19 protein-coding genes and 1 pseudogene are annotated in these 20,589 nt (G+C 68.8%); 4 read left to right on the plus strand and 16 right to left on the minus strand.

Features of this window, described 5'->3' with window-relative positions:
• Positions 1 to 122 precede the first annotated feature (122 nt).
• The 5 genes from ACWDTD_RS12415 to ACWDTD_RS12435 form a co-directional block, all read right to left on the minus strand.
• Positions 123 to 890 carry an NRDE family protein gene (locus ACWDTD_RS12415; protein WP_449747416.1) on the minus strand — a complete coding sequence of 256 codons (768 nt, stop codon included), beginning with the start codon at positions 888 to 890 and terminating at the stop codon, positions 123 to 125.
• Positions 891 to 906: 16 nt separating this feature from the next.
• Entirely contained in the window at positions 907 to 2,778 is a 1,872-nt protein-coding gene (locus ACWDTD_RS12420) for a putative nucleotidyltransferase substrate binding domain-containing protein (RefSeq protein WP_449747555.1), read from the minus strand.
• A 146-nt stretch (positions 2,779 to 2,924) separates the two neighbouring features.
• On the minus strand, positions 2,925 to 5,231 hold the full coding sequence (locus ACWDTD_RS12425; RefSeq protein WP_449747417.1) for a polyribonucleotide nucleotidyltransferase: 2,307 nt from the start codon (positions 5,229 to 5,231) through the stop codon (positions 2,925 to 2,927).
• 411 nt (positions 5,232 to 5,642) lie between these two features.
• Entirely contained in the window at positions 5,643 to 5,912 is a 270-nt protein-coding gene (gene rpsO, locus ACWDTD_RS12430) for a 30S ribosomal protein S15 (protein WP_449747556.1), read from the minus strand.
• A 120-nt stretch (positions 5,913 to 6,032) separates the two neighbouring features.
• Entirely contained in the window at positions 6,033 to 7,016 is a 984-nt protein-coding gene (locus ACWDTD_RS12435) for a bifunctional riboflavin kinase/FAD synthetase (RefSeq protein ID WP_449747418.1), read from the minus strand.
• A 206-nt stretch (positions 7,017 to 7,222) separates the two neighbouring features.
• On the opposite strand from ACWDTD_RS12435, the gene ACWDTD_RS12440 reads away from it, so the two are divergent.
• On the plus strand, positions 7,223 to 7,966 hold the full coding sequence (locus tag ACWDTD_RS12440; protein WP_449747419.1) for a metal-dependent transcriptional regulator: 744 nt from the start codon (positions 7,223 to 7,225) through the stop codon (positions 7,964 to 7,966).
• Between the two features lie 72 nt (positions 7,967 to 8,038).
• Here the strand turns inward: ACWDTD_RS12440 and truB are convergent, their stop codons facing one another.
• Genes truB through ACWDTD_RS12455 form a run of 3 tightly spaced genes read right to left on the minus strand, consistent with a single transcriptional unit; the run spans position 8,039 to position 10,573 of the window.
• Positions 8,039 to 8,938, minus strand: coding sequence for a tRNA pseudouridine(55) synthase TruB (truB, locus tag ACWDTD_RS12445; protein WP_449747420.1), 900 nt, complete (start codon positions 8,936 to 8,938; stop codon positions 8,039 to 8,041).
• A 1-nt stretch (position 8,939) separates the two neighbouring features.
• Entirely contained in the window at positions 8,940 to 9,596 is a 657-nt protein-coding gene (locus ACWDTD_RS12450; RefSeq protein WP_449747421.1) for a 4'-phosphopantetheinyl transferase family protein, read from the minus strand.
• The gene (locus ACWDTD_RS12455; protein WP_449747422.1) at positions 9,593 to 10,573 is read right to left on the minus strand and encodes a metallophosphoesterase family protein; all 981 of its coding nucleotides are present in this window, start codon (positions 10,571 to 10,573) and stop codon (positions 9,593 to 9,595) included. The genes ACWDTD_RS12450 and ACWDTD_RS12455 overlap by 4 nt, the downstream gene beginning before the upstream one ends.
• 90 nt (positions 10,574 to 10,663) lie before the next feature.
• Here ACWDTD_RS12455 and ACWDTD_RS12460 point away from each other — a divergent pair, with 90 nt between their 5' ends.
• On the plus strand, positions 10,664 to 11,404 hold the full coding sequence (locus tag ACWDTD_RS12460) for a hypothetical protein (RefSeq protein ID WP_449747423.1): 741 nt from the start codon (positions 10,664 to 10,666) through the stop codon (positions 11,402 to 11,404).
• Between the two features lie 44 nt (positions 11,405 to 11,448).
• Here the strand turns inward: ACWDTD_RS12460 and ACWDTD_RS12465 are convergent, their stop codons facing one another.
• From ACWDTD_RS12465 to rimP, 8 genes and pseudogenes are all read right to left on the minus strand, one after another.
• Positions 11,449 to 12,804, minus strand: coding sequence for an MATE family efflux transporter (locus ACWDTD_RS12465; RefSeq protein ID WP_449747424.1), 1,356 nt, complete (start codon positions 12,802 to 12,804; stop codon positions 11,449 to 11,451).
• Between the two features lie 23 nt (positions 12,805 to 12,827).
• The gene (locus ACWDTD_RS12470) at positions 12,828 to 13,784 is read right to left on the minus strand and encodes a DHH family phosphoesterase (protein ID WP_449747425.1); all 957 of its coding nucleotides are present in this window, start codon (positions 13,782 to 13,784) and stop codon (positions 12,828 to 12,830) included.
• The gene (gene rbfA, locus ACWDTD_RS12475) at positions 13,781 to 14,287 is read right to left on the minus strand and encodes a 30S ribosome-binding factor RbfA (RefSeq protein ID WP_449747426.1); all 507 of its coding nucleotides are present in this window, start codon (positions 14,285 to 14,287) and stop codon (positions 13,781 to 13,783) included. The genes ACWDTD_RS12470 and rbfA overlap by 4 nt, the downstream gene beginning before the upstream one ends.
• 113 nt (positions 14,288 to 14,400) lie before the next feature.
• Positions 14,401 to 17,202 (minus strand): translation initiation factor IF-2, encoded by a 2,802-nt coding sequence (gene infB, locus ACWDTD_RS12480; RefSeq protein WP_449747427.1) that lies wholly within the window; start codon positions 17,200 to 17,202, stop codon positions 14,401 to 14,403.
• A 79-nt stretch (positions 17,203 to 17,281) separates the two neighbouring features.
• Positions 17,282 to 17,452, minus strand: a complete 171-nt coding sequence (locus tag ACWDTD_RS12485; RefSeq protein ID WP_449747576.1) for a hypothetical protein — start codon at positions 17,450 to 17,452, stop codon at positions 17,282 to 17,284.
• A 9-nt stretch (positions 17,453 to 17,461) separates the two neighbouring features.
• Positions 17,462 to 17,695, minus strand: a pseudogene (locus tag ACWDTD_RS12490) (YlxR family protein); the annotation flags it as partial.
• Between the two features lie 43 nt (positions 17,696 to 17,738).
• The gene (gene nusA / locus ACWDTD_RS12495) at positions 17,739 to 18,779 is read right to left on the minus strand and encodes a transcription termination factor NusA (protein ID WP_449747428.1); all 1,041 of its coding nucleotides are present in this window, start codon (positions 18,777 to 18,779) and stop codon (positions 17,739 to 17,741) included.
• Between the two features lie 109 nt (positions 18,780 to 18,888).
• Positions 18,889 to 19,446: a ribosome maturation factor RimP gene (gene rimP / locus ACWDTD_RS12500; protein ID WP_449747429.1), complete on the minus strand. Its 558-nt coding sequence runs from the start codon at positions 19,444 to 19,446 to the stop codon at positions 18,889 to 18,891.
• 140 nt (positions 19,447 to 19,586) lie between these two features.
• On the opposite strand from rimP, the gene ACWDTD_RS12505 reads away from it, so the two are divergent.
• Complete coding sequence (locus ACWDTD_RS12505) at positions 19,587 to 20,129, plus strand: hypothetical protein (protein ID WP_449747430.1); 543 nt, start codon at positions 19,587 to 19,589, stop codon at positions 20,127 to 20,129.
• Complete coding sequence (locus ACWDTD_RS12510; protein WP_449747431.1) at positions 20,126 to 20,557, plus strand: ferritin-like domain-containing protein; 432 nt, start codon at positions 20,126 to 20,128, stop codon at positions 20,555 to 20,557. Before ACWDTD_RS12505 ends, ACWDTD_RS12510 begins: the two co-directional genes overlap by 4 nt.
• The last annotated feature ends 32 nt before the right edge of the window (positions 20,558 to 20,589 follow it).

The raw sequence follows: 20,589 nt of genomic DNA on the forward strand, positions 1-20,589 counted from the left end.
ATCACGCAGGCCAAGAGCCGGGGCCGCAGAATTCGCCATAGCCAATTCTCTCAAACCACGAACCATAAACTAATTAACGACACGCGACACTAGCGTATCGGGTGGTGTAAATCGTGCCGCGATCACCACACGAGGGCGGCCGTCGTCTCCTGTCGGCCGTGACGGAAGCGCCGCTCGGTGAGATCGCCGTGCGCGTCACGTCCGATCCGTAGCACTGTCGATGCCCGGGTGCCGTAGTCGTCGGCGGCGATGTCGATGAACATCGGAGACAGCCGCTCTTCGCGCTCGGTGCCGATTCCGGTGTCGGGCAGCCGGTCCAGAGCAGCAGGTCGCCGGTCGTCGAGCAGACTCAGGTAATCGTCGACGTCGCTGTCGGGACGTTCGAGCAGCGCGGCGAATCGGCGGGAGCCGTCGGTCACCTTGGGCCAGGGACTGTCGAGGATTCCGTTGGAGAGCCCGTGCACGCCGGGCGTCACCTCGCGAGCGATCGGTTCGGGACGGTTCGTCGCCCACCAGACGTCGGTGCCGTCGGCCACCAGCAGGTTCACCGGCGCATAGTCGCCGGCGCGCTCCACGAATCGTTCCACCGCCACGCGGGGTGTGTCCGCGCCGACCAGGAAGTCGACGGGCAGTGTTCCCCGGGACACGGCGCCGGGCATCGGAGTGGGCTCGCCCACGCGCACGTTGGTGACCGCGGCGACCCGCTGCGGCGAGATGACCGACACCCCCATCCAGGTGCCGCCGGCCGCGAGGTCGCGCCCGCCGATGATCGGCAGGTCGGGCCACCGGTGAATCCCCTCGGTGGCGCGTGCATAGAATTCGTCGCGATTGGCGGCGATCACCAGTGGCCACCGCGGGTCCACGTCGACGGCGAACAGGATCAGGCACACGGGCTCTTTCCCGCCGCTACCGGTCGCCCTGGGCGCTGCCCACGGGCATGTAGTGCGCCAGATTGGACATCCGGCGTTGGGTCCCGGCAACCTCACGCACCGCTTGGGCCACGAGGCTACGATCCAGCGGGGACAGCCGCTTCATCACCAGCACGTCGGACACGTCCTCACCTCGATCGAACTGTGCCACTTGATAACTCAGACGGACACGCTGGAGCACGTCGTACACCTCCACCAGACTCTCGGCTTGCTCGGCGGAGATCATCTCGCTCCCCGCCGCCGCCCGCAGCCTGCCGCGCGTATCCAGATCGGGTGCCCCCACCGCCAGCGCCCCCCAGCGCGCGATGTTCACCAGCGGCGTCAGCGCCTGTGCCTTGATGTCGAAGGTGTCGCCGCGCCGGGTGAACACGTCGCGCATCGAACGCATCCGAGCCTTGGTCGACAATGCCTCCGCGAGAAGCAGATTGAGCGTTCCTCGGTGGTCGCGCAAATCGGCGAACACCTCGGCCACCGCGGAGAGGCCACGATCGCCCCAGATGGGGCGTGCATCGAGCAGCAGCGACGCGAGGATCATGCCCTTGTTCTCCAGGGGCGCACGCAGCCATCGTTCGGCCGCCTCGTGCCACTGGTCGTGGGTGCGGGCGAACAGCGGCATCGAGGCGATCGCGCCGTTGGCGTCCACGCGCATACCCGCGCCCCGTAGCACGTCGTCAACCTCCGCGAAGGCGGTGCGGTAGGCGACGATCTGCGCGTCGGTGACGTCGTTGGCAAACGAGACCGCCGAATCGATGTCGGAACTCAGCACCGGTTCGCGACGCGCGTTGCTGCCCAACGACAGCCAGGTCAGGGCCGCGGGGTCGAGGTCGGTGTGGCGGGCCAGGACGAGTTCGAGCGCGCGGCGTACCACCGCGTCGTTGATCAGCGACGTCATCGTGGTCACCGTGTGCGCCGGCTGTTCGCGGCGCACCACGTCGGCCACCAGGTACGGCACCCGGCGCGCGAGTTCCTGCAGATCGGCGACGGTGCCCGCGTGCGAGATCTGTCGACGCAACGACACGCTCGGCCCGGCCGGTGCGGCGACGAAGTCCAGCGGGGAGACAATCCCGCGGAGCTTCCCGGTGGGATCGACCACGGGCAGAGCGCTCAGATCGTGCTCGAGGATCAGTGTCAACGCATCGCCCGCCGGGCTCTGGGCCGCGATGACCGGGGTGGACGTGTCCACCACGTCGGTGACGCGAATGTCGGTCGAACGCCCCGCCGCCACCACCCGATCACGGATCAAGGTGTCGGTGAGAACGCCGAATGCGCCGTCGCGCAACGGGATCACCAGGTGATCACGATCCTCGTCGGTCATCATGCGGGCGGCCTCGCGTACCGACATGTCGGCACGACCGAGCACCGGCGCGCTGCGGATCAGCCCCGACACCGTACCGTCGGCGGATACGGATGTCTCGCGACGATGCGGCACGGTGAGTTTGTCGGCGAGAAACACGGCACCGGCACGGCCGGCGAAGAGGACCTCGGCGTCCTCGCCCGGGATCAGACACACCACCACGGGACCGATCGCGATCGCACGCGGACCGACCTCGGTGCCGGTCAGGAACGACGAGTATCCGAACAGACCGCCCGGTCCCACAACATCGTCGGCCTCATCCACATCCTCGGGCGAGTTGTACAGCGCCACCTCGCCCGCGATCACCGCGTACACATAGTCTGTCGTGGTGGCGAAGCCGTCGAAAACGACGTCGCCGGAAGCGAACTCGGCCACGCTCGCCCGGCTCAGGAGCGCGGCGAGCCGGGGCTGGTCGATCGCATCGAACGGGGCATGCGCGGACAACACGGTGCGGGCGGTGTCATCGACTCCGTCCGAACGCCCCGCTGCCGTCATCATGCCCTCCCGTCAATCGTCCCCGGCGTCCTCGTGGTCGCGCCGTCATCCAGCAATCATATTGGGCCGCACGACAAGCGGTTGGCACAACGCCAACCGGCCCGCCACGCACTCAGTGCGCGACGGGCCGGTGGGTGAGGTGATGATCAGGCGTCGGCGCCGGCCTTGTCGTCGGCCGGTGCGGCCGCATCGTCGTCGACCGGAACGAGGCTGATCTTGCCGCGCTCGTCGATGTCGGCGATCTCCACGCGCAACTTGGAGCCGACGTTCACCACGTCCTCGACCTTGTTGATGCGCTTGCCCTTACCGAGCTTGGAGATGTGCACCAGCCCGTCGCGGCCGGGCAGCAACGAGACGAATGCGCCGAACGCGGTGGTCTTGACCACGGTGCCGAGGAAACGCTCCCCCACCTTGGGCAACTGCGGGTTGGCGATGGCGTTGACGCGGTCGATGGCGGCCTGAGCCGATTCACCGTCGGAGGCGCCGATGAACACGGTGCCGTCGTCCTCGATGGAGATGTTGGCGCCGGTCTCCTCGGTGATGGTGTTGATCGTCTTGCCCTTCGGGCCGATCAGCTCACCGATCTTGTCCATCGGGATCTTGATGGTGGTGATCCGCGGTGCGTACGGGCTCATCTCGTCGGGCTCGTCGATCGCCTCGGCCATCACGTCGAGAATGGTCAACCGGGCGTCCTTGGCCTGGCTCAACGCACCGGCCAGCACCTGGCTGGGAATGCCGTCGAGCTTGGTGTCGAGCTGCAGCGCGGTGACGAAGTCCTTGGTGCCGGCGACCTTGAAGTCCATGTCGCCGAAGGCGTCCTCGGCGCCGAGGATATCGGTGAGCGCCACGTAACGGGTCTCACCGTCGACGGTGTCGGACACCAGTCCCATGGCGATACCGGCGACCGGGGCGCGCAGCGGCACACCGGCGTTGAGCAGCGACATGGTGGACGCGCACACCGAGCCCATCGAGGTGGAACCGTTGGAGCCCAACGCCTCCGACACCTGGCGGATCGCGTACGGGAAGTCCTCGACGCTCGGGATCACCGGCACCAGGGCACGCTCGGCGAGCGCACCGTGGCCGATCTCGCGGCGCTTGGGCGACCCCACTCGACCGGTCTCACCGGTCGAGTACGGCGGGAAGTTGTAGTGGTGCATGTAACGCTTGGAGGTCTCGGGTCCCAGCGAGTCGATCTGCTGGGCCATCTTGACCATGTCGAGGGTGGTGACACCCAGGATCTGGGTCTCGCCGCGCTCGAACAGCGCCGAACCGTGGGCACGGGGGATGACCCCGACCTCGGCCGAGAGCGCACGGATGTCGGTGATGCCGCGCCCGTCGATGCGGAAGTGATCCGACAGGATGCGCTGGCGCACCAGCTTCTTGGTGACCGAGCGGTAGGCCGCGCCGATCTCCTTCTCGCGTCCCTCGAACTGCTCGCCGAGCTTGCCGAGGATCTCGTTCTTGAGTTCGTCGGTCTTCTCGTCGCGCTCCTGCTTGCCCGGGATGGTGAGGATCTGCGCGAGACGCTCGGTGGCCTCGGCGGCGACCGCGTCGTAGGCGTCGGACTCGTAGGGCGGGAACAACGGGAAGGCGGCGGTCTCCTTGGCGGCGGCCGCGGCCAGCGACTTCTGTGCCTCACAGAGGCGGGCGATGAACGGCTTGGCGGCCTCGAGGCCCTCGGCGACGATGGCCTCGGTGGGGGCCTGCGCGCCGCCGGCGATGATGTCGATGACATTGTCGGTGGCCTCGGCCTCGACCATCATGATCGCCACGTCGGCGGTATCACCGCTGCCGGCGACGATCCGGCCGGCCACGACCATGTCGAACACCGCGCCTTCGAGCTGCTCGTTGGTCGGGAACGCCACCCACTGACCGGACTTGTTCTCCTCGGTGGGGATGAGCGCGACACGCACGCCGCCGACGGGGCCGGAGAACGGCAGCCCGGCGAGCTGGGTGGATGCCGACGCCGCGTTGATCGCCACGACGTCGTAGAGATCCTTGGGGTCGAGCGAGAGCACGGTGACGACCACCTGGATCTCGTTGCGCAGACCGTCGACGAAGGACGGGCGCAGCGGGCGGTCGATGAGGCGGCAGGTGAGGATGGCGTCGGTGGAGGGGCGGCCCTCGCGGCGGAAGAACGAGCCGGGAATGCGGCCGGCGGCGTACATCCGCTCCTCGACGTCGACGGTCAGCGGGAAGAAGTCGAAGTGCTCCTTCGGATGCTTGGAGGCAGCCGTGGCCGACAGCAGCATCGTCTCGTCGTCGAGGTAGGCGGTGACCGATCCGGCGGCCTGCAGCGCCAGGCGCCCGGTCTCGAATCGGATGGTGCGGGTGCCGAAGCTGCCGTTGTCGATCACGGCGGTGGCTTCGGTGATGGCGTCGTCGAACTCCTCGGTGTCGAATCCCTGTGCGTCGAGATCGTTCGAGACGTCCGTGGTGGTCACATCTGTCATGTGAGGTGATGGTCCCTTCGTGGCGATCGCCGTCGGTGGCGATCGGTGTTTCATTCGGCTGTGGCCGACCCGCGTCACGGGCACGGAGCCGTGCGGTGATGCGCGCTGATGACCCGCGCGCAGCGGGCGCTGACCGGCAATGGGTCAGGACACGGCGTCGGCCGGAGCGATACCTGGGAGAAGACGTCGAACGTGCCGGGCGCACTCGGCGCGCCGCGGAGGCTCAGACGGCCTTCGATCGAAGCGGCCGGAACCTTGTGTTCCGGCGGCCACTACCGAGGACCGATCTGACGTGTCATCACGAACAACGGATCTACCTGTGGCAACGATCCGGACTGAGTTTATCAAACGCCACCGGCCACCTCCGCGAGGCGGAGGTGGCCGGTGGCAGATGTCTGACGAGAGGTCCGCTCAGCGACGCAGGCCGAGGCGCTCGATCAGCGAGCGGTAGCGCTCGATGTCGACCTTGGCGACGTACTTGAGCAGCCGGCGGCGACGGCCGACGAGCAGCAGCAGACCACGACGGCTGTGGTGATCGTGCTTGTGCTCCTTGAGGTGCTCGGTCAAGTCGCTGATGCGCTTGGTGAGCAGCGCCACCTGGGCCTCGGGAGAGCCGGTGTCGGTCTCGTGCAGGCCGTACTCGGCGAGGATTTCCTTCTTCTCGGTAGCTGTCAAAGCCATGGAGATACTCCTGTTGTGTTTCAGTGCCGCGTCCTTCGTGACCGGCGGCGATCCACCCGGATCTGCCGTGCCGGTTCGGTGCGCCGCCGCGGACTGCAGCAGCACCGACGCTCCAGGGTATCAACCGTGCTGGTCGAGGCCCAAATCGCGGGTGAGCAGTTCGCGCGTCCTCTCCACGTCCCCGGCCATCGCGGTCAGCAGGTCGTCGATCCCGGCGAACTTCTCCATACCCCGGATACGTGCCACGAAGTCGACGGCGACGTGCTGGCCGTACAGGTCGGCGCTGGTGTCGAGGACGAAGGCCTCCACGGTGCGGGTTCGTCCGGAGAACGTCGGGTTGGTCCCCACCGACACCGCTGCCTGATAGCTCTCCCCCGGCTCCACCTGCCCCACCACCGGGCCCGCGCCGAGCACCGTGAACCACGCCGCGTACACACCGTCGGCGGGAATCGCCGCATACATCGGGGGCGCCACGTTGGCGGTGGGATAGCCGAGTTCGCGGCCGCGGCCGTCACCGCGCACCACCACTCCCTCGACCCGGTGCGGGCGTCCGAGTGCTTCGGCGGCTCGTTCGACGTCGCCGGCGGCCACACAGGAACGGATGTAGGTCGACGAGTAGGTGACGGCGTGTTCGCCGAACAGTGAGACGGCCGCAACCTCGAATCCGAACCGCTGTCCCAGTTCGGTGAGCTTCGCGACATCCCCGGCGGCCTTCTTGCCGAACGTGAAGTTCGCGCCGACCACCACGTCGGCGGCATGCAGGCTTTCCACGAGCACGTTGTGCGCGAAGTCCTTCGGCGACCGCGACGCCAGCTCGGGGGTGAAGGGCATCACGCAGAAGACGTCGATGCCGAGTTCTTCGGCCAGTTCGGCGCGGCGGGTGAGAGTGGTGAGCTGCGGCGGATGCGTTCCCGGGCGCACCACCTCGGCGGGATGCGGATCGAACGTCATGAGTACCGACGGGATACCGCGTTTCGCCGCGGCCGTGGTGGCGGCGTGGATCAACTGCGCATGTCCGCGGTGCACACCGTCGAACACTCCGATGGTGACCACGCATCTGCCCCAGTCCGCGGGCACGTCCTCCAGACCTCGCCAACGCAACACGCGCACCAGCCTACGGTGGTCGTCACCGCCAAACCAGACTGCCCATGGGGCCGGCGTGCGTGCGTGAACCTCATCCGGCGAGACCGTGAACGCGGGATACCCGTCGAACCAACCGACGGTGGGTGATGCGCAGCCCACCCGACGACAGCCATCGGCCGGGTCGCCGTTGTGGCGGGCCGCACCGATTGCGGGGCTAAGCTCAAACCATGCCCCAGTCACGTGCGGCCGCGTCGTCGACGAGGTCGGGTTCCGGCGAATCAGCGGCGTCCACCGATACGCGTGTCACCGAACTGTCGACCGTCACGCAGGACTACCTGAAGGTCATCTGGACCAGCCAGGAATGGGCAGAGGTCAAGGTCACCACCACGATGCTCGCCGACAAGATGGGCGTGTCCCCGTCGACGGCCTCGGAGGCGATCCGCAAACTCGCCGACCAGGGCCTCGTGTCGCACGAACGCTACGGGGCGGTCACCCTCACCCCGGCCGGGCGCCGCGCCGCCATTCTGATGGTGCGCCGCCACCGGCTGCTCGAGACGTTCCTCGTGCGTGAACTCGGATACGGCTGGGACGAGGTGCACGACGAGGCCGAGGTGCTCGAGCACGCCGTCTCCGACCGCCTGATGGCGCGTCTGGATGCGAAACTCGGCCATCCCGACCGGGATCCGCACGGCGACCCGATTCCCGCGCTCGACGGGTCGGTTCCCACCCCGGACGCCTTCTCGCTCGCCGACCTCGACACCGACGCCAGCGGGACCGTCGCGCGGATCTCCGACACCGACCCGGAGATGCTGCGCTACTTCGACCGGCTGGGGGTGTCGCTGGACTGCGTGGTGCGGGTGGTGGAGAAGCGCCCGTTCGCGGGCACCATCTCGATCTCGGTGAACGAGGGCGCGCCGATCGATCTGGGCGACATCGCCGCCCGCGCGATCTTCCTCGTACACGACCGCTGAGCGGCATCTACGACAGGCGTGCGGTGTCGTAGACGGCGGCCGGCGTACCGGATGCCGTGCGGCGTAACGGATCTATCGCAACGTCGCCGGACGCACCACCATCACCGAACTCGCCCGTCGGCCCTGTTCCCGGACCAGCGCGATGGCCTTTCCGGCCGGGTCGACCACCACGTAGACGCCCGTCATCCCGATCGGTGTCAACCACCGTCCCTGACTGATGGATTCGGCGTCGGCGTCGTCGATATCGCGGTGCGGGAACGAGATCAGTGCCGCCTCGTCGATGGTCAGGCTGCGTTCGGGATTGTCGGCGAGTTCGGCAAGTGTGCGGGCGTGAGCGAGGGTGAACGGCCCCACCGCGGTGCGCCGCAACGCCGTCAGATGCCCGCCGACGTGCAATGCGGCGCCGAGATCACGCGCCAGCGACCGGATGTAGGTGCCGGCCGAACAGTCCACCTCCACGTCGAGATCGAGGTAGCCATCGACCTGTCGCCGCTCGCCGATGTCGAAGCGCGACACCGTGACCGGACGGGCGGCCAAATCGAAGTCGGCACCGGTGCGGGCCAACGCATGAGCGCGGCGGCCGTCGACCTTGATCGCGCTGACCCGCGCGGGTACCTGCTCGATGTCCCCGGTGAGCACGGCCACCGCGTCGGTGATCTGCTCGGGTGTCACGTCCGAGACGTCGGCGCGCGAGATCACCTCGCCCATCCGGTCGTCGGTGTCGGTGGCGGCGCCGAGCCGGATCGTGGCGGTGTACGACTTGGTGGTCAGCGACAGCAGGCCGAGCAGCTTGGTGGCCCGTTCGATCCCGATCACGAGCACCCCGGTCGCCATCGGGTCCAGGGTCCCCGCGTGGCCGACCCGACGGGTGTTGAACAGTTTTCGGCAGCGCGACACCACATCGTGACTGGTGATGCCCTCGTCCTTGTCGACGATGACCAGCCCGGCGTTCTCGATCGATGCGTCGGCCATGTCAGCTCACCGCGATCGTGGTGGTGATGAGATTCCGGTCGATCAGCCAGCGGCCGGTGAACTCACGCAGAGGCGCCCCACCGTCGATGACCGACCCGTCGATGAGGATCGTCGAGGTGAACGTGCCCGTGGTGTTCCCGGTCTGTTCGAACGTGATGTGCGCGTCCTCGAATCCCAGCCAGCGCTGCGTCAACGGAAACCACGCCTTGTAGGTGGCTTCCTTGGCGCAGAACAACAATCGGTCCCAGTGCAGAGTGTTCGGGCGGGTGGCCAGCACGTCACGTTCGGCCGCGATGCTGGTGTGCGCGAGCACTCCGTCGGGCAGTGCGTCGTGCGGTTCGGCGTCGATGCCCAGCGACCGGACCTGCATGGCGTAGGCCGCGACGGCACCGCGGTAGCCGTCGCAGTGAGTGAGGCTGCCCACGATCTGGTTGGGCCACAACGGCATTCCCCGCTCACCCCGCAGGATGGGCGCGGGTTGGACACCGAGCTGCGAGAGGGCTTGGCGTGCACAGTGTCTGGTGGTGGTGAATTCGCGGCGCCGTTTGTCCACCGCACGCGCGATCAGCGACTCCTCGGCGGGCATCGGGATGAGTCCGGCCGGGTCGTCGAACAACTCGGCCGCGGCCACACCGGCGGGTAACAGTTTCTCGATCACTGCGGCGACCCCCCGTCGGTGCCGCGTGCGGCGCGTTCGGCACGTCGTTGCGCGACGCGCCGCGCGAACTCCTTGGCCCGTTCCTCGTAATCGGGTGGCAGATGGAATCGCGCCCCGTGCGCGGGCAGGTCGTGCTCGGCGATGCCCGGGTCGGGTGCGATCTGGCGCAGCAGCGGCTCGGGCAGCCCGCGGCGTTTCCATTCGCGAGGGTAACCGACCGACACCTCCTCGAATCGCACGCCGTCGTACCAGGTGGTCCGCGGGATGTGCAGGTGACCGTAGACGCAGCACGCCGCGTGGAAGCGGGTGTGCCAGTCGGCGGTCAGTTCGCTGCCGCACCACAGCGCGAACTCCGGGTAGAGCAGGGCGTCGGTCGGTTCGCGACGCAGCGGCCAGTGGTTGATCAGGATCGTGGGTTCGGCGGGGTCGATGGCCGCCAGCCGGGCGCGGGTGGCCTCGATGCGGGCACGCCCCCACGCGTCACGCGTGGGATACGGCTCGGGCGAGAGCAGGAACTCGTCGGTGGCCACCACGTTGCGTTCCCGCGCCAGCGCCAGCGCCGCGAGTGCCGTGGACGTGCCCGCGGGCCGGAACGTGTAGTCGTAGAGCAGGAACATCGGCACGATCCGCACCGGCGGTGTGCCGTCGCCCGGATCGAAGAGCGGATAGATGTCCTCCGGTGTCACCACCCCGAGGTCACGGGCGGCCTGCACCAGATAGTCGTAGCGGGCGACGCCGAAGATCTGCAGCGGGTCCTTGGCCGTGGTGTACAGCTCGTGATTGCCCGGCACCCAGATCACGGTGTCGAAGCGGGCACGCAGGCGGCGCAGCGTGTCGACGATGTCGTCGGTGCGTTCGGAGACGTCACCGGCCACGATGAGCCAGTCGCCGGGATCGGTGGGACGGATCTGGTCGATGATGTGCTCGTTGCCACGATGCGCGACGTGCAGATCGCTGATCGCCCACAGAGTTGCCACGAGGATCCATCGTGCCAGAACCGGTTGGACGAACGACGTCCGCCGGTTGGCGATGGTGGTCGGCGCCGACGGCCGTGAGACGATCACGCGGTGATGCCGCAATCCCCCGCCCATGTCGTGCCCGCCCGACGTCCACTCGGCGACCGCGGTCCCTGGTGGGCGCATGTCCTCGTCGGCACCGCGGTCGTTGTCGTGTTCGTCGTCGCCGAAACCGTGATCTCGTACGCCTTGGTGCGCACCTGGAACCCTGGTGTGACCAAATGGATCTCCCTGGCGATCTACACACTCGTCGACTTCACCTACGTGCTGGTGTTGGCGGTGTGGGCGCGTTCGGGCCGGCAGCGTGTGGCCGCCGTCCTGTTGACTGTCGCCGCGATGATTCTGCAACGGGCATTGGTGGCGTCGTGGTACGCGGGCTGGTTGACAGGGGCCTCGGGCGACTTGCCGACGGTCGTGAAGTGGCTGTTGCCGGTGGTGTACTACTCGGCGATCGTCCTCGGGTGGACCATCGCTCGACGACGCACGTGGTTCACTCTTCTGGGCGTGGTGCCTGGCGCGGCGGTGATCGCCGTCGCCGCGTGGATCTCCGGCTACCACTATCCCCACTTCGAAGGCCTTGTGGGCGGCCTGCAGAGTGCGCTGCTGGATGCAGGCCTCGCTGTGGCGGGCATCGTCGTGTTCTGGGCGTGCGACGGTCTGGGATTGCTGGTGCGGCGCAACCGACCCGGAGGTGCCGACCCCGCGGCGATTCAACCGCCCTACTATGGGCGGCCGTTTCCCCCGGCTCAGCCCTTCCACCAGCGTGACGGGTTCTACGGTCGGCAGTCGTAGACGTCGCGTGGGCCGGCACGCCGCCGGCTGTGGCCGGGCCGCGATCAGGGCGACGACGAGTCGATGCCCACCCGTCGCCACCGCCCGGAGCGGATTCGCCACGCGACGGTGACCATCCGGACCAGCATGAACACCACCAGGCCCGTCCAGATGCCGGCCAGACCCCACCCGAACGCCAGCGACAGCCAGATCAACGGTAGGAATCCGCACACCGCGGCGATCAGGGTGGCGGTGCGCAGGAAGGCGGCGTCGCCGCTGCCGAGCAGCACCCCGTCGAGCGCGAACACCACACCGGCCACCGGCAGCATCGCGACGAAGAACCACCACGGGGTGGCGATCGCGTCGAGCACGTCGGGATCGGTGGTGAACACTCTCGGCAACACCCCGGCGCCGGCCGCGAACAGCAGCGCCATCGCCGACGCCGCGATCACCGACACCACGGTGACGCGGCGGGCCACCGACTGCGCCGACCCGATCGCGCCCGCACCCAGAGCGGCGCCCACCAGGGCCTGCGCGGCGATGGCCACCGAGTCGAGGAACAGTGACATGAACTCCCACAGCTGCAACACGAGCTGGTGGGCGGCCACCGCGGCGACGCCGAACCGTGCGGCCACCGCGGCCGCCGACAGGAAGCAGACCTGGAAGGACAAGCTGCGTACCACCAGATCGCGGGCCATCAGCAACTGTGCGCGGATGATCGCCGGACGCGGCGCCAAGGCGCGACGCCATCCTGGGTTCGACCGCAGGGTTTCACGGAGCAGCCGACCGCCGAACAGCAGCCCGGTGATCGACTGCCCCACCACGTTCGCGACAGCACTGCCGGGCAGGCCCATCCGCGGGAAGAACCACAGCCCGTGCACCAGCCCCACCAGCAACACAGCACCGATCGACAGCCCGGTGACGACGTAGATGACGGGCCGGCGCGTCTCCTGCACCCCACGCATCCACCCGTTCCCGGCCATCGACACCAGGATCAGTGGTACCCCGAACACCGCGATCCGCATCCACTCGGTGGCGTCGACGGCCACCGCCGCCGCTTGCGGGGTCGCCGACCCCACCATGAGCCTCATCACCCACGGCGCGAGCGGGTAGGCGACCGCGACGATCGCGGTACCCACCCCGAGTGCGATCCACGTGGCCTGCACACCCTCGGCCACCGCGCCCGCGCGGTCGCCGGCGCCGAACCGTCGGGCAGATCGGGCTGTGGTGCCGTAGGAGAGGAACGTCAGCTGGGTGCTGATCACCGACAGCACCAGTGCGGCGACGCCGAGGGCGGCGAGTTCGGTGCCGCCGAGTCGCCCGACCACGGCCAGGTCCAACAGCAGGTAGAGCGGCGGCGCGACGAGGACGGCGAGCGCCGAGACGGTGAGCAACGCAATCCGGCGTACGCCGGCATCCACCGACGGGGTGGACGTCGAGGCGCTCAGAGCGACTCCACCAGGCGGGCCACCACCTCGTCGGCGGTGCCGGTGTCGCTGTAACCGGAGGCGTGGCGATGTCCGCCGCCACCGTGGGAGCGGGCGATCGGAACCAGATCGACGATCGATTTCGATCGCAACGACACGGTCCACCGCTTGTCGTCGACCTCTTTGAACACCGCGGCCACCTCGGCGTCGGCGGCGGTGCGTACCAGGTCGATGACGCTCTCGGATTCCTCCCAGCTCATGCCGGCCAGCGCGGTGCGGTCCACCACGGCGTACACGAGGCCTTCCCCGTCGCACGCGTGGGGCAACAACTGCGCGTTGGCCAGTGCGTCGGCAACCATCCCGAACCACCGGAACGGGTGGGTGTCGAACAGTGCGCGGCTCCACCTGCGGACGTCGACTCCGGTGTCCAGCAGACGCGCCGCCACCCGGAAGGAGTCGGGGCGGGCCCATTTGAACGAGCCGGTGTCCGTGGACAGCCCTGCATACAGGCAGGTCGCAATGTCGGCATCCAGCGGGACGCCGAGGATGTCGAGGACCCGCAGGATGAGCACGGCCGTACAGTCGGCGCCCGGATCGACGTAGTCGAGGTCGGCGAAACCGGTGTTCGACGCGTGATGGTCGACGACGATCGAGGTCTGCGCCGCGTCGAGATGTGGCTGCAGGTCGGCGAGACGTTCCGGGCTCGCCGCATCGACCGCGACCACCGTCGGGTACCCGTTCACCTCCGCGGTGTCGACCAGCAGTTTCGCGCCGGGCAGCGCGTGGAGCGCCGCGGGCAGCTCTTCGGGGCCGGGAAAGGCCACCTCGACGGTGATGCCGAGCCGGTCGAGGGCGATACCCAGGCCCAGTCCGCTGCCGATGGTGTCGGCGTCGGGCCGCACATGGCAGAGGATGGTGACCGCGGACGCCTCCTCGAGTGCCGCGGCCACCTCCCTACTGGAGACGGCGGTCACTCGTCGCTACCGTCCTCGTCGCCCCCGGGCTGGTTCTCCCCGGGCTCCTCGTCCCCGTGCTCATCATCCCCGTCCGACTTGGTGCGGTACGGGTCGGCGTCGCCGGCGGGCCGTGCATCGCGCGCCTGCCGGGCCACCAACTCGTCGCTGGCCCGGGCTCGCGCCACGAGTTCCTCCATGTGCCGCGCCGCGTCGGGCACGGTGTCGAGGACGAAGGTCAGGGTGGGGGTGAACCGGACGCCGGTGCCTGCACCCACCTTCGACCGAAGCACTCCGGTCGCCTTGGCCAGACCCGCGGCGGCGTCATCGAACTTGGGTTCGTCGTCGATGGACTCGCCCATCACCGTGTAGTACACGGTGGCGTCGTGCAGGTCATTGGTGACCCGGGCATCGGTGATCGTGATGTGTGCCAGTCGTGGATCCTTGATGTCGTGGGCGATGGCCGACGCGACGATCGACGAAATCCGCTTCGCCAGTCGCTGCGCGCGTGCGGGATCTGCCATGTCTGTCCTTCCTCGACTACCCGACCACACCGGGCCGGTGGAGAAACGTACTCCCCTTCCGCGCCGTTTGCGGCGACGCGGAAGGGGAGCCGTCTCACTTCCTTCGGTGCGCGTCAGTCGCGCGGCTTCTCCTGCAGCTCGTACGTCTCGATGACGTCATCGACCTTGATGTCGCTATAGGTGAGGGTCAAACCGCATTCGTAGCCTTCGCGAACCTCGGTGACGTCGTCCTTCTCCCGCCGCAGCGAGGAGATGGTGAGGTTCTCTGCGACCACGACGTTGTCGCGCAGCAGACGGGCCTTGGCGTTACGCCGCACGATGCCCGACTGGACGAGGCAACCGGCGATGTTGCCGACCTTCGACGACTTGAAGATGGCCCGGATCTCGGCGCGGCCGAGTTCCACCTCTTCGTAGATCGGCTTGAGCATGCCCTTGAGCGCGCTCTCGATCTCGTCGATGGCCTGGTAGATCACCGAGTAGTACCGGATGTCGACGCCTTCGCGGTTGGCCAGCTCGGTGGCCTTGCCCTCGGCGCGGACGTTGAATCCGATGATGATCGCGTCCGATGCCGCCGCCAGGTTGACGTTGGTCTCGGTGACGCCGCCGACACCGCGGTCGATGACGCGCAACGAGACCTCGTCGCCCATGTCGATGCCGAGCAGCGCCTCTTCGAGGGCCTCGACGGTACCGGCGTTGTCGCCCTTGAGGATCAGGTTCAGCTGGCTGGTTTCCTTCAGCGCCGAATCCAGATCCTCCAGGCTGATCCGCTTGCGGCTGCGAGCGGCCAGCGCGTTGCGCTTGCGCGCATTGCGGCGGTCGGCGATCTGCCGGGCGGTGCGGTCCTCCTCGACGACGAGCAGGTTGTCACCCGCACCGGGCACCGACGTGAAGCCGATGACCTGCACCGGACGCGACGGCAGCGCCTCGGCCACGTCGTCACCGTGCTCGTCGACCATGCGACGCACACGTCCGTACGCGTCGCCGGCCACCACCGAGTCGCCGACCCGCAGGGTGCCGCGCTGCACGAGCACGGTGGCCACCGGGCCACGGCCACGGTCGAGGTGCGCCTCGATGGCGACACCCTGGGCGTCCATGTCCGGGTTGGCCCGCAGATCCAGCGACGCATCGGCGGTGAGCAGCACCGCTTCGAGCAGCTGATCGATGTTGGTGCCCTGTTTGGCCGAGATGTCGACGAACATGGCGTCGCCGCCGTACTCCTCGGGGATCAGTCCGTACTCGGTGAGCTGACCACGGATCTTCGCCGGGTCGGCACCCTCCTTGTCGATCTTGTTGACGGCCACCACGATCGGCACGTCGGCGGCCTGCGCGTGGTTGATCGCCTCCACCGTCTGCGGCATCACGCCGTCGTCGGCGGCAACCACCAGGATCGCGATGTCGGTCGACTTGGCACCGCGGGCACGCATGGCGGTGAACGCCTCGTGACCGGGGGTGTCGATGAAGGTGATGAGCCGATCCTCGCCGTTGAGGTGGGTGTTCACCTGATAGGCACCGATGTGCTGGGTGATGCCGCCGGCCTCGGCCTCGCGGACATTGGCCTTACGGATGGTGTCCAGCAGTCGGGTCTTGCCGTGGTCGACGTGACCCATGACGGTCACCACCGGCGGCCGCTGCTCGAGATCGTCCTCGTCGCCCTCGTCCTCACCGTAGGAGAGGTCGAAGCTCTCGAGGAGCTCACGGTCCTCGTCCTCCGGGCTGACCACCTGGACGGTGTAGTTCATCTCCGAACCGAGCAGTTCGAGCGTCTCGTCGTTGACCGATTCGGTCGCGGTCACCATCTCACCGAGGTTGAACAGCGCCTGGACCAGCGATGCCGGGTTGGCGTCGATCTTGTCGGCGAAGTCCGACAGCGAGGCTCCCCGGGCGAGACGGATGATCTCGCCGTTGCCGCGCGGCAGACGGACACCGCCGACCGCCGGTGCCTGCATGTTCTCGTACTCGGCGCGTTTTGCGCGCTTGGACTTGCGGCCCTTGCGGGGCGCGCCACCGGGGCGGCCGAACGCGCCCGCGGCACCGCCGCGCCCACGTCCACCGCCGCCGCCACCACGGCCACGGAAACCGCCGCCGGCGGGAGGTCCGCCGGGAGCACCGGTCCCGGTGCCGCCACCGCGGTAGCCGCCACCGCCGGCACCACGACCGGCGCCGCCGCCGCGGCCGGGACGTCCCGCATCGGGACGCGCCGCGCGGCTGGGCATGGCACCCGGATTGGGCCGGGGCGGCATGTTGCCCGGTGTGGGGCGCGGACCACCCTGACCGCCGCCGGGACGGGGTCCACCCTGACCGGGACGACCCGGCGCACCGGGCCGACCGCCGCCGGGACGAGGACCACCCTGGCCCGGACCGGGACGCGGACCCATCGGTCGCGGAGCCGGCGCGGGAGCCGACGAGTAGGGATTGTTACCCACACGCGGTGCGCGCGGGCCGGGCTTGGGTCCCGGTGCCGCCGGACGCGGTCCGGCGGGGGCCGGTGCCGGGCTCTGCGCTGCGGCGGGCTTGGGCGCCGCGGGCTTCGCGGGAGCCGGTGCCGCAGGAGCGGGAGTAGGTGCCGACGGTGCGGGTGCCGACGCCGCGGCGGCCGGGGTCGGCGCCGGGGCCGGTGTGGACTGTGGTTTGGGTGCCGGACGCGCCGCCGGCCGGGCATCGCCGGGCTTGGGTGCGGCGCCGTTGCCGCGACCGGATGCGCCGGGCTTCGGCGCGGAAGGCCGGGCGGCCTGGTTAGTGGTTGATCCCCCGTCTTTGCCGGGGAAGGATTCGCGCAGTCGACGGGCCACGGGGGCCTCTACGGTCGACGACGCCGATTTGACGAACTCGCCTTGTTCCTTGAGGCGCTCGAGCACTTGTTTGCTCGTCACGCCGAGTTCTTTGGCCAGTTCATGCACGCGGGCCTTGCCTGCCACTGCTCTCCTCACTTGGAGGCCGAGCGGCTTGCCCGCCACGGCCTCGAATTACGTCCGATACGTGCTCATCGTGGGGACTTCACGGTGTGCTCATGTCTTCTGCTACCTGTTCTGGCCCTTGCGGGCCGTTCTCGTCAGTGCCGGCACCGGCATCGGCGTCGAGCACTTCGGTGAGGTCGGACTGATCGACGATCAGGCCGGGTGTCCTCAGTGCCGTCGCGAAGGCCTTGCGCCGCACCGCCGCCGACACACAGTCGGCTCGCGGGTGCAGCCAGGCACCTCGTCCCGGCATGGTCCTCGAGTGATCGACCAGGATTGGTGGCCGGTCACCCTCGCGGGCGACCAACCGGACCAGCTCGTCGATGCCGCCGCGTTTCCGACAGCCGACACACATACGCACCGGACCCTGGCGGAACCGGTCCGTTTCCGGCCGGTCCCCCCGATCACGCCGACCGACACCGTGCGGCGCAGTCGACGAGTCTCGTTGAACCATCGATCAGTCTAGCGCGCCCGAGCGGCGTGCAGGCAATCGGTGCTCATCGCCGCTCGTCTCGTCGCCCGGCGCCGCCGGTCTCCGACGACCCGCCGTCGGGGTCCACGTCGGACCGGATGTCGATGCGCCATCCGGTCAGTCGGGCGGCGAGGCGGGCATTCTGGCCTTCCTTGCCGATGGCCAGCGACAGCTGGTAGTCGGGTACCACCACCCGCGCGGCCTTGCTCGCGAGATCGATCACCGAGACCGAGACCACCTTCGCCGGCGACAACGCGTTGCCGACGAACGCCGCGGGGTCGGAGTCGTAGTCGATGATGTCGATCTTCTCCCCCGACAGTTCGCTCATCACGTTGCGCACCCGCTGCCCCATCGGTCCGATGCAGGCACCCTTCGCGTTGAGTCCGCTCACCCCGGTGTGTACCGCGATCTTCGACCGGTGACCGGCCTCGCGCGCCACCGCCACGATCTCCACCGACCCGTCCTCGATCTCGGGAACCTCCAGCGCGAACAGCTTGCGCACCAGGTTGGGGTGGGTGCGCGACAGGGTGATCTGGGGTCCGCGCGTGCCCCGGGTGACGCCCACCACGTAGCACTTGATGCGGTCGCCGTGGCGGTAGCTTTCGCCGGGCACCTGCTCGGCGGGCGGGATGATGCCCTCGGTGCTGTTGGCGTCGCTGCCGATCTGCACGACGACCATCCCGCGCGCGTTGGCGCGGGCGTCCTGCTGCACCACACCGCCGACGATCTCCCCCTCATGGGTGACGAGATCGCCGAAACTCTTCTCGTTCTCGGCGTCGCGCAGACGCTGCAGGATCACCTGACGCGCGGTGGTGGCCGCGATGCGGCCGAAACCCTCGGGGGTGTCGTCGTACTCGTGGACCACGTCGCCGTTCTCGTCGAGTTCCTGCGCCATCACCCGGACGGCACCGGTCTTGCGGTTGACGTCGATGCGCGCGTGCGGGGCGAACCCGTCGGTGTGGCGGTAGGCGGTGAGCAGGGCCGTCTCGATCGCGACGATGACGGTGTCGATCGAGATGCCCTTGTCGGCCTCGATCATGCGTAGGGCGTTGATGTCGATGTTCATGGTGTGGAACTCCTATTCACTTGTCGGCTATTCACTTGTCTGCTGATCCATGTGCCGTCACTGTCGGTCGATGCGCTCGGTTCCTCGGTTCGCGGCCGTCGACGTCGGGTCAGGGCGCCGGCTCGGACGCCGCGGCTCGGCGTCGCGCGATCTCGGTGTCGTCGAGGCCGCATCGGCGCAGTTCGGCCTCACCGGGCCGGGAGAAGTCCACGTCGACCACCGCCCGCTCGATCCGGCTCAGGTCGACGGTGGTGACGCCGAGCCGTCCCCGATCGTTGGTGACGATCTCGACCGAGTCGTCGTCGAGTCGTCCCACCCGCCCGGCAAGACGGCGTGGGTGTTCGCCGTCGACGAGCAGAAGCTTCACCTTGCGTCCGGCCACCCGCCGCCAGTGGCGGGGTGCGGTCAGCGGACGGTCGATGCCCGGTGATGTCACTTCGAGCGTGTAGTCCTCGGGGTCGACGGCGGTGTCCGCGTCGAGCACACCGGACAGGTCGCGGCTGAGGTCGGCGAGGACGTCGAGCGCCGCGCCGCCATCGCGATCGACCATCACGACGATGTCGGTGCCGTCCGGCCCGGAAGCCACCGTGAGATCTTCGAGATCGAATCCATGGTCGGCGACGAACCGTCCGACGAGGTCGCGGACGGTCTTCTCGTCGACGCTCACAGCACACTCCTCGTCTTCAGTTGTCGGTTCGTCTGCACACGGTGACCAGGTACCAACGTCATGGTAGTCGATTCGATTCCGACCTCGACGCGACACACGCGCACCGTGCCCCGACGGGTCACCCGCCACCGACTGGCATCATGTGTCGGGTGACCGTCGCCGACCGAGACCGTTCCCTGACCGTCGATCGTCGCACCGTGTTGCGTGGGGGCGTGGCGCTGGGAGCGGGTGCGGTGCTGGTGGGTGCGACGGCAGCGTGCGATAGCGGTCCCACGCCGGCGCAGGTCACCGCGGGAGCACTGCTGCCACTCGCCCAGTCGGCGCTGGCGGATGCGGAGGCGGCGCGCGCACTGGCGCCACGGGTCGCCGACTACGCTGCGGCTCTGCGCGTGGTGGCCGACCAGCGCGCCGACCACGCGACCGCGCTGCGCGCCGAGATCACCCGCCTCGACCAGGACACCGCGGCCCGCATCTCACCGGCCGCGAGCAGCACCACCTCTGCTCCGGCGACCTCGCCCGCACTCGCGCCGACGACCGGCACGCTCGACGAGTTGCGGTCCGCACTGACCGCGGCCGCGCGGACCGCCCACGACACCGCGATCTCCCTCAAGGGGTACTCGGCGGGGTTGTCGGGTTCGGTCAGCGCCTCGGTGACCACGCTGGTGCAGGTGCAACTGGGATGAGCGCCACCACCGACGCCCTCGTCGATGCCGCCGACGCGGAGAACGCGGCGATCTTCACCTACGGCGTGATGACCGCGTTCATCTCCGCGGCTCGACGCGTGACCGTCGCCGACTACACGGCCGAACACCGGGCGGCCCGGGATGCGGTCGATGCGGCGATCACCGCGGCGGGCGGTACGCCGCCCGAGGCGGCCGCCGGTTACACGCTCGCGGCGCCAATCACCGACTCGGTGTCGGCGGTCAGGGCCGGACTGTCGGCGGAGAACGACTGCGCTGTCGCCTATCGGGTGGTACTCGAGCAGGCCGATTCGGAGGCTGCGCGAAGGCTCGGGGTGGACGGCCTCACGGCGTCGGCGTTGCGGGGGGCGCGCTGGCGTGTCGTACTCCGGGAATCACCGGCGACGGTGGCGTTTCCCGGAAAACCGTAGCAACCGTCGGGCACCGGACCGACACTCGTGGT

It is taken from the genome of Gordonia sp. NPDC003425 (genome assembly GCF_053588635.1).

Bases quoted from the DNA above. Each gene is read 5' to 3' on its own strand.
- ACWDTD_RS12420 (WP_449747555.1), bottom strand. From the start codon at position 2,778: ATGACGGCAGCGGGGCGTTCGGACGGAGTCGATGACACCGCCCGCACC.
- ACWDTD_RS12425 (WP_449747417.1), bottom strand. From the start codon at position 5,231: ATGACAGATGTGACCACCACGGACGTCTCGAACGATCTCGACGCACAG.
- rpsO (WP_449747556.1), bottom strand. From the start codon at position 5,912: ATGGCTTTGACAGCTACCGAGAAGAAGGAAATCCTCGCCGAGTACGGC.
- ACWDTD_RS12440 (WP_449747419.1), top strand. From the start codon at position 7,223: ATGCCCCAGTCACGTGCGGCCGCGTCGTCGACGAGGTCGGGTTCCGGC.
- truB (WP_449747420.1), bottom strand. From the start codon at position 8,938: ATGGCCGACGCATCGATCGAGAACGCCGGGCTGGTCATCGTCGACAAG.
- rbfA (WP_449747426.1), bottom strand. From the start codon at position 14,287: ATGGCAGATCCCGCACGCGCGCAGCGACTGGCGAAGCGGATTTCGTCG.
- nusA (WP_449747428.1), bottom strand. From the start codon at position 18,779: ATGAACATCGACATCAACGCCCTACGCATGATCGAGGCCGACAAGGGC.
- ACWDTD_RS12505 (WP_449747430.1), top strand. From the start codon at position 19,587: ATGTGTCGGGTGACCGTCGCCGACCGAGACCGTTCCCTGACCGTCGAT.
- ACWDTD_RS12510 (WP_449747431.1), top strand. From the start codon at position 20,126: ATGAGCGCCACCACCGACGCCCTCGTCGATGCCGCCGACGCGGAGAAC.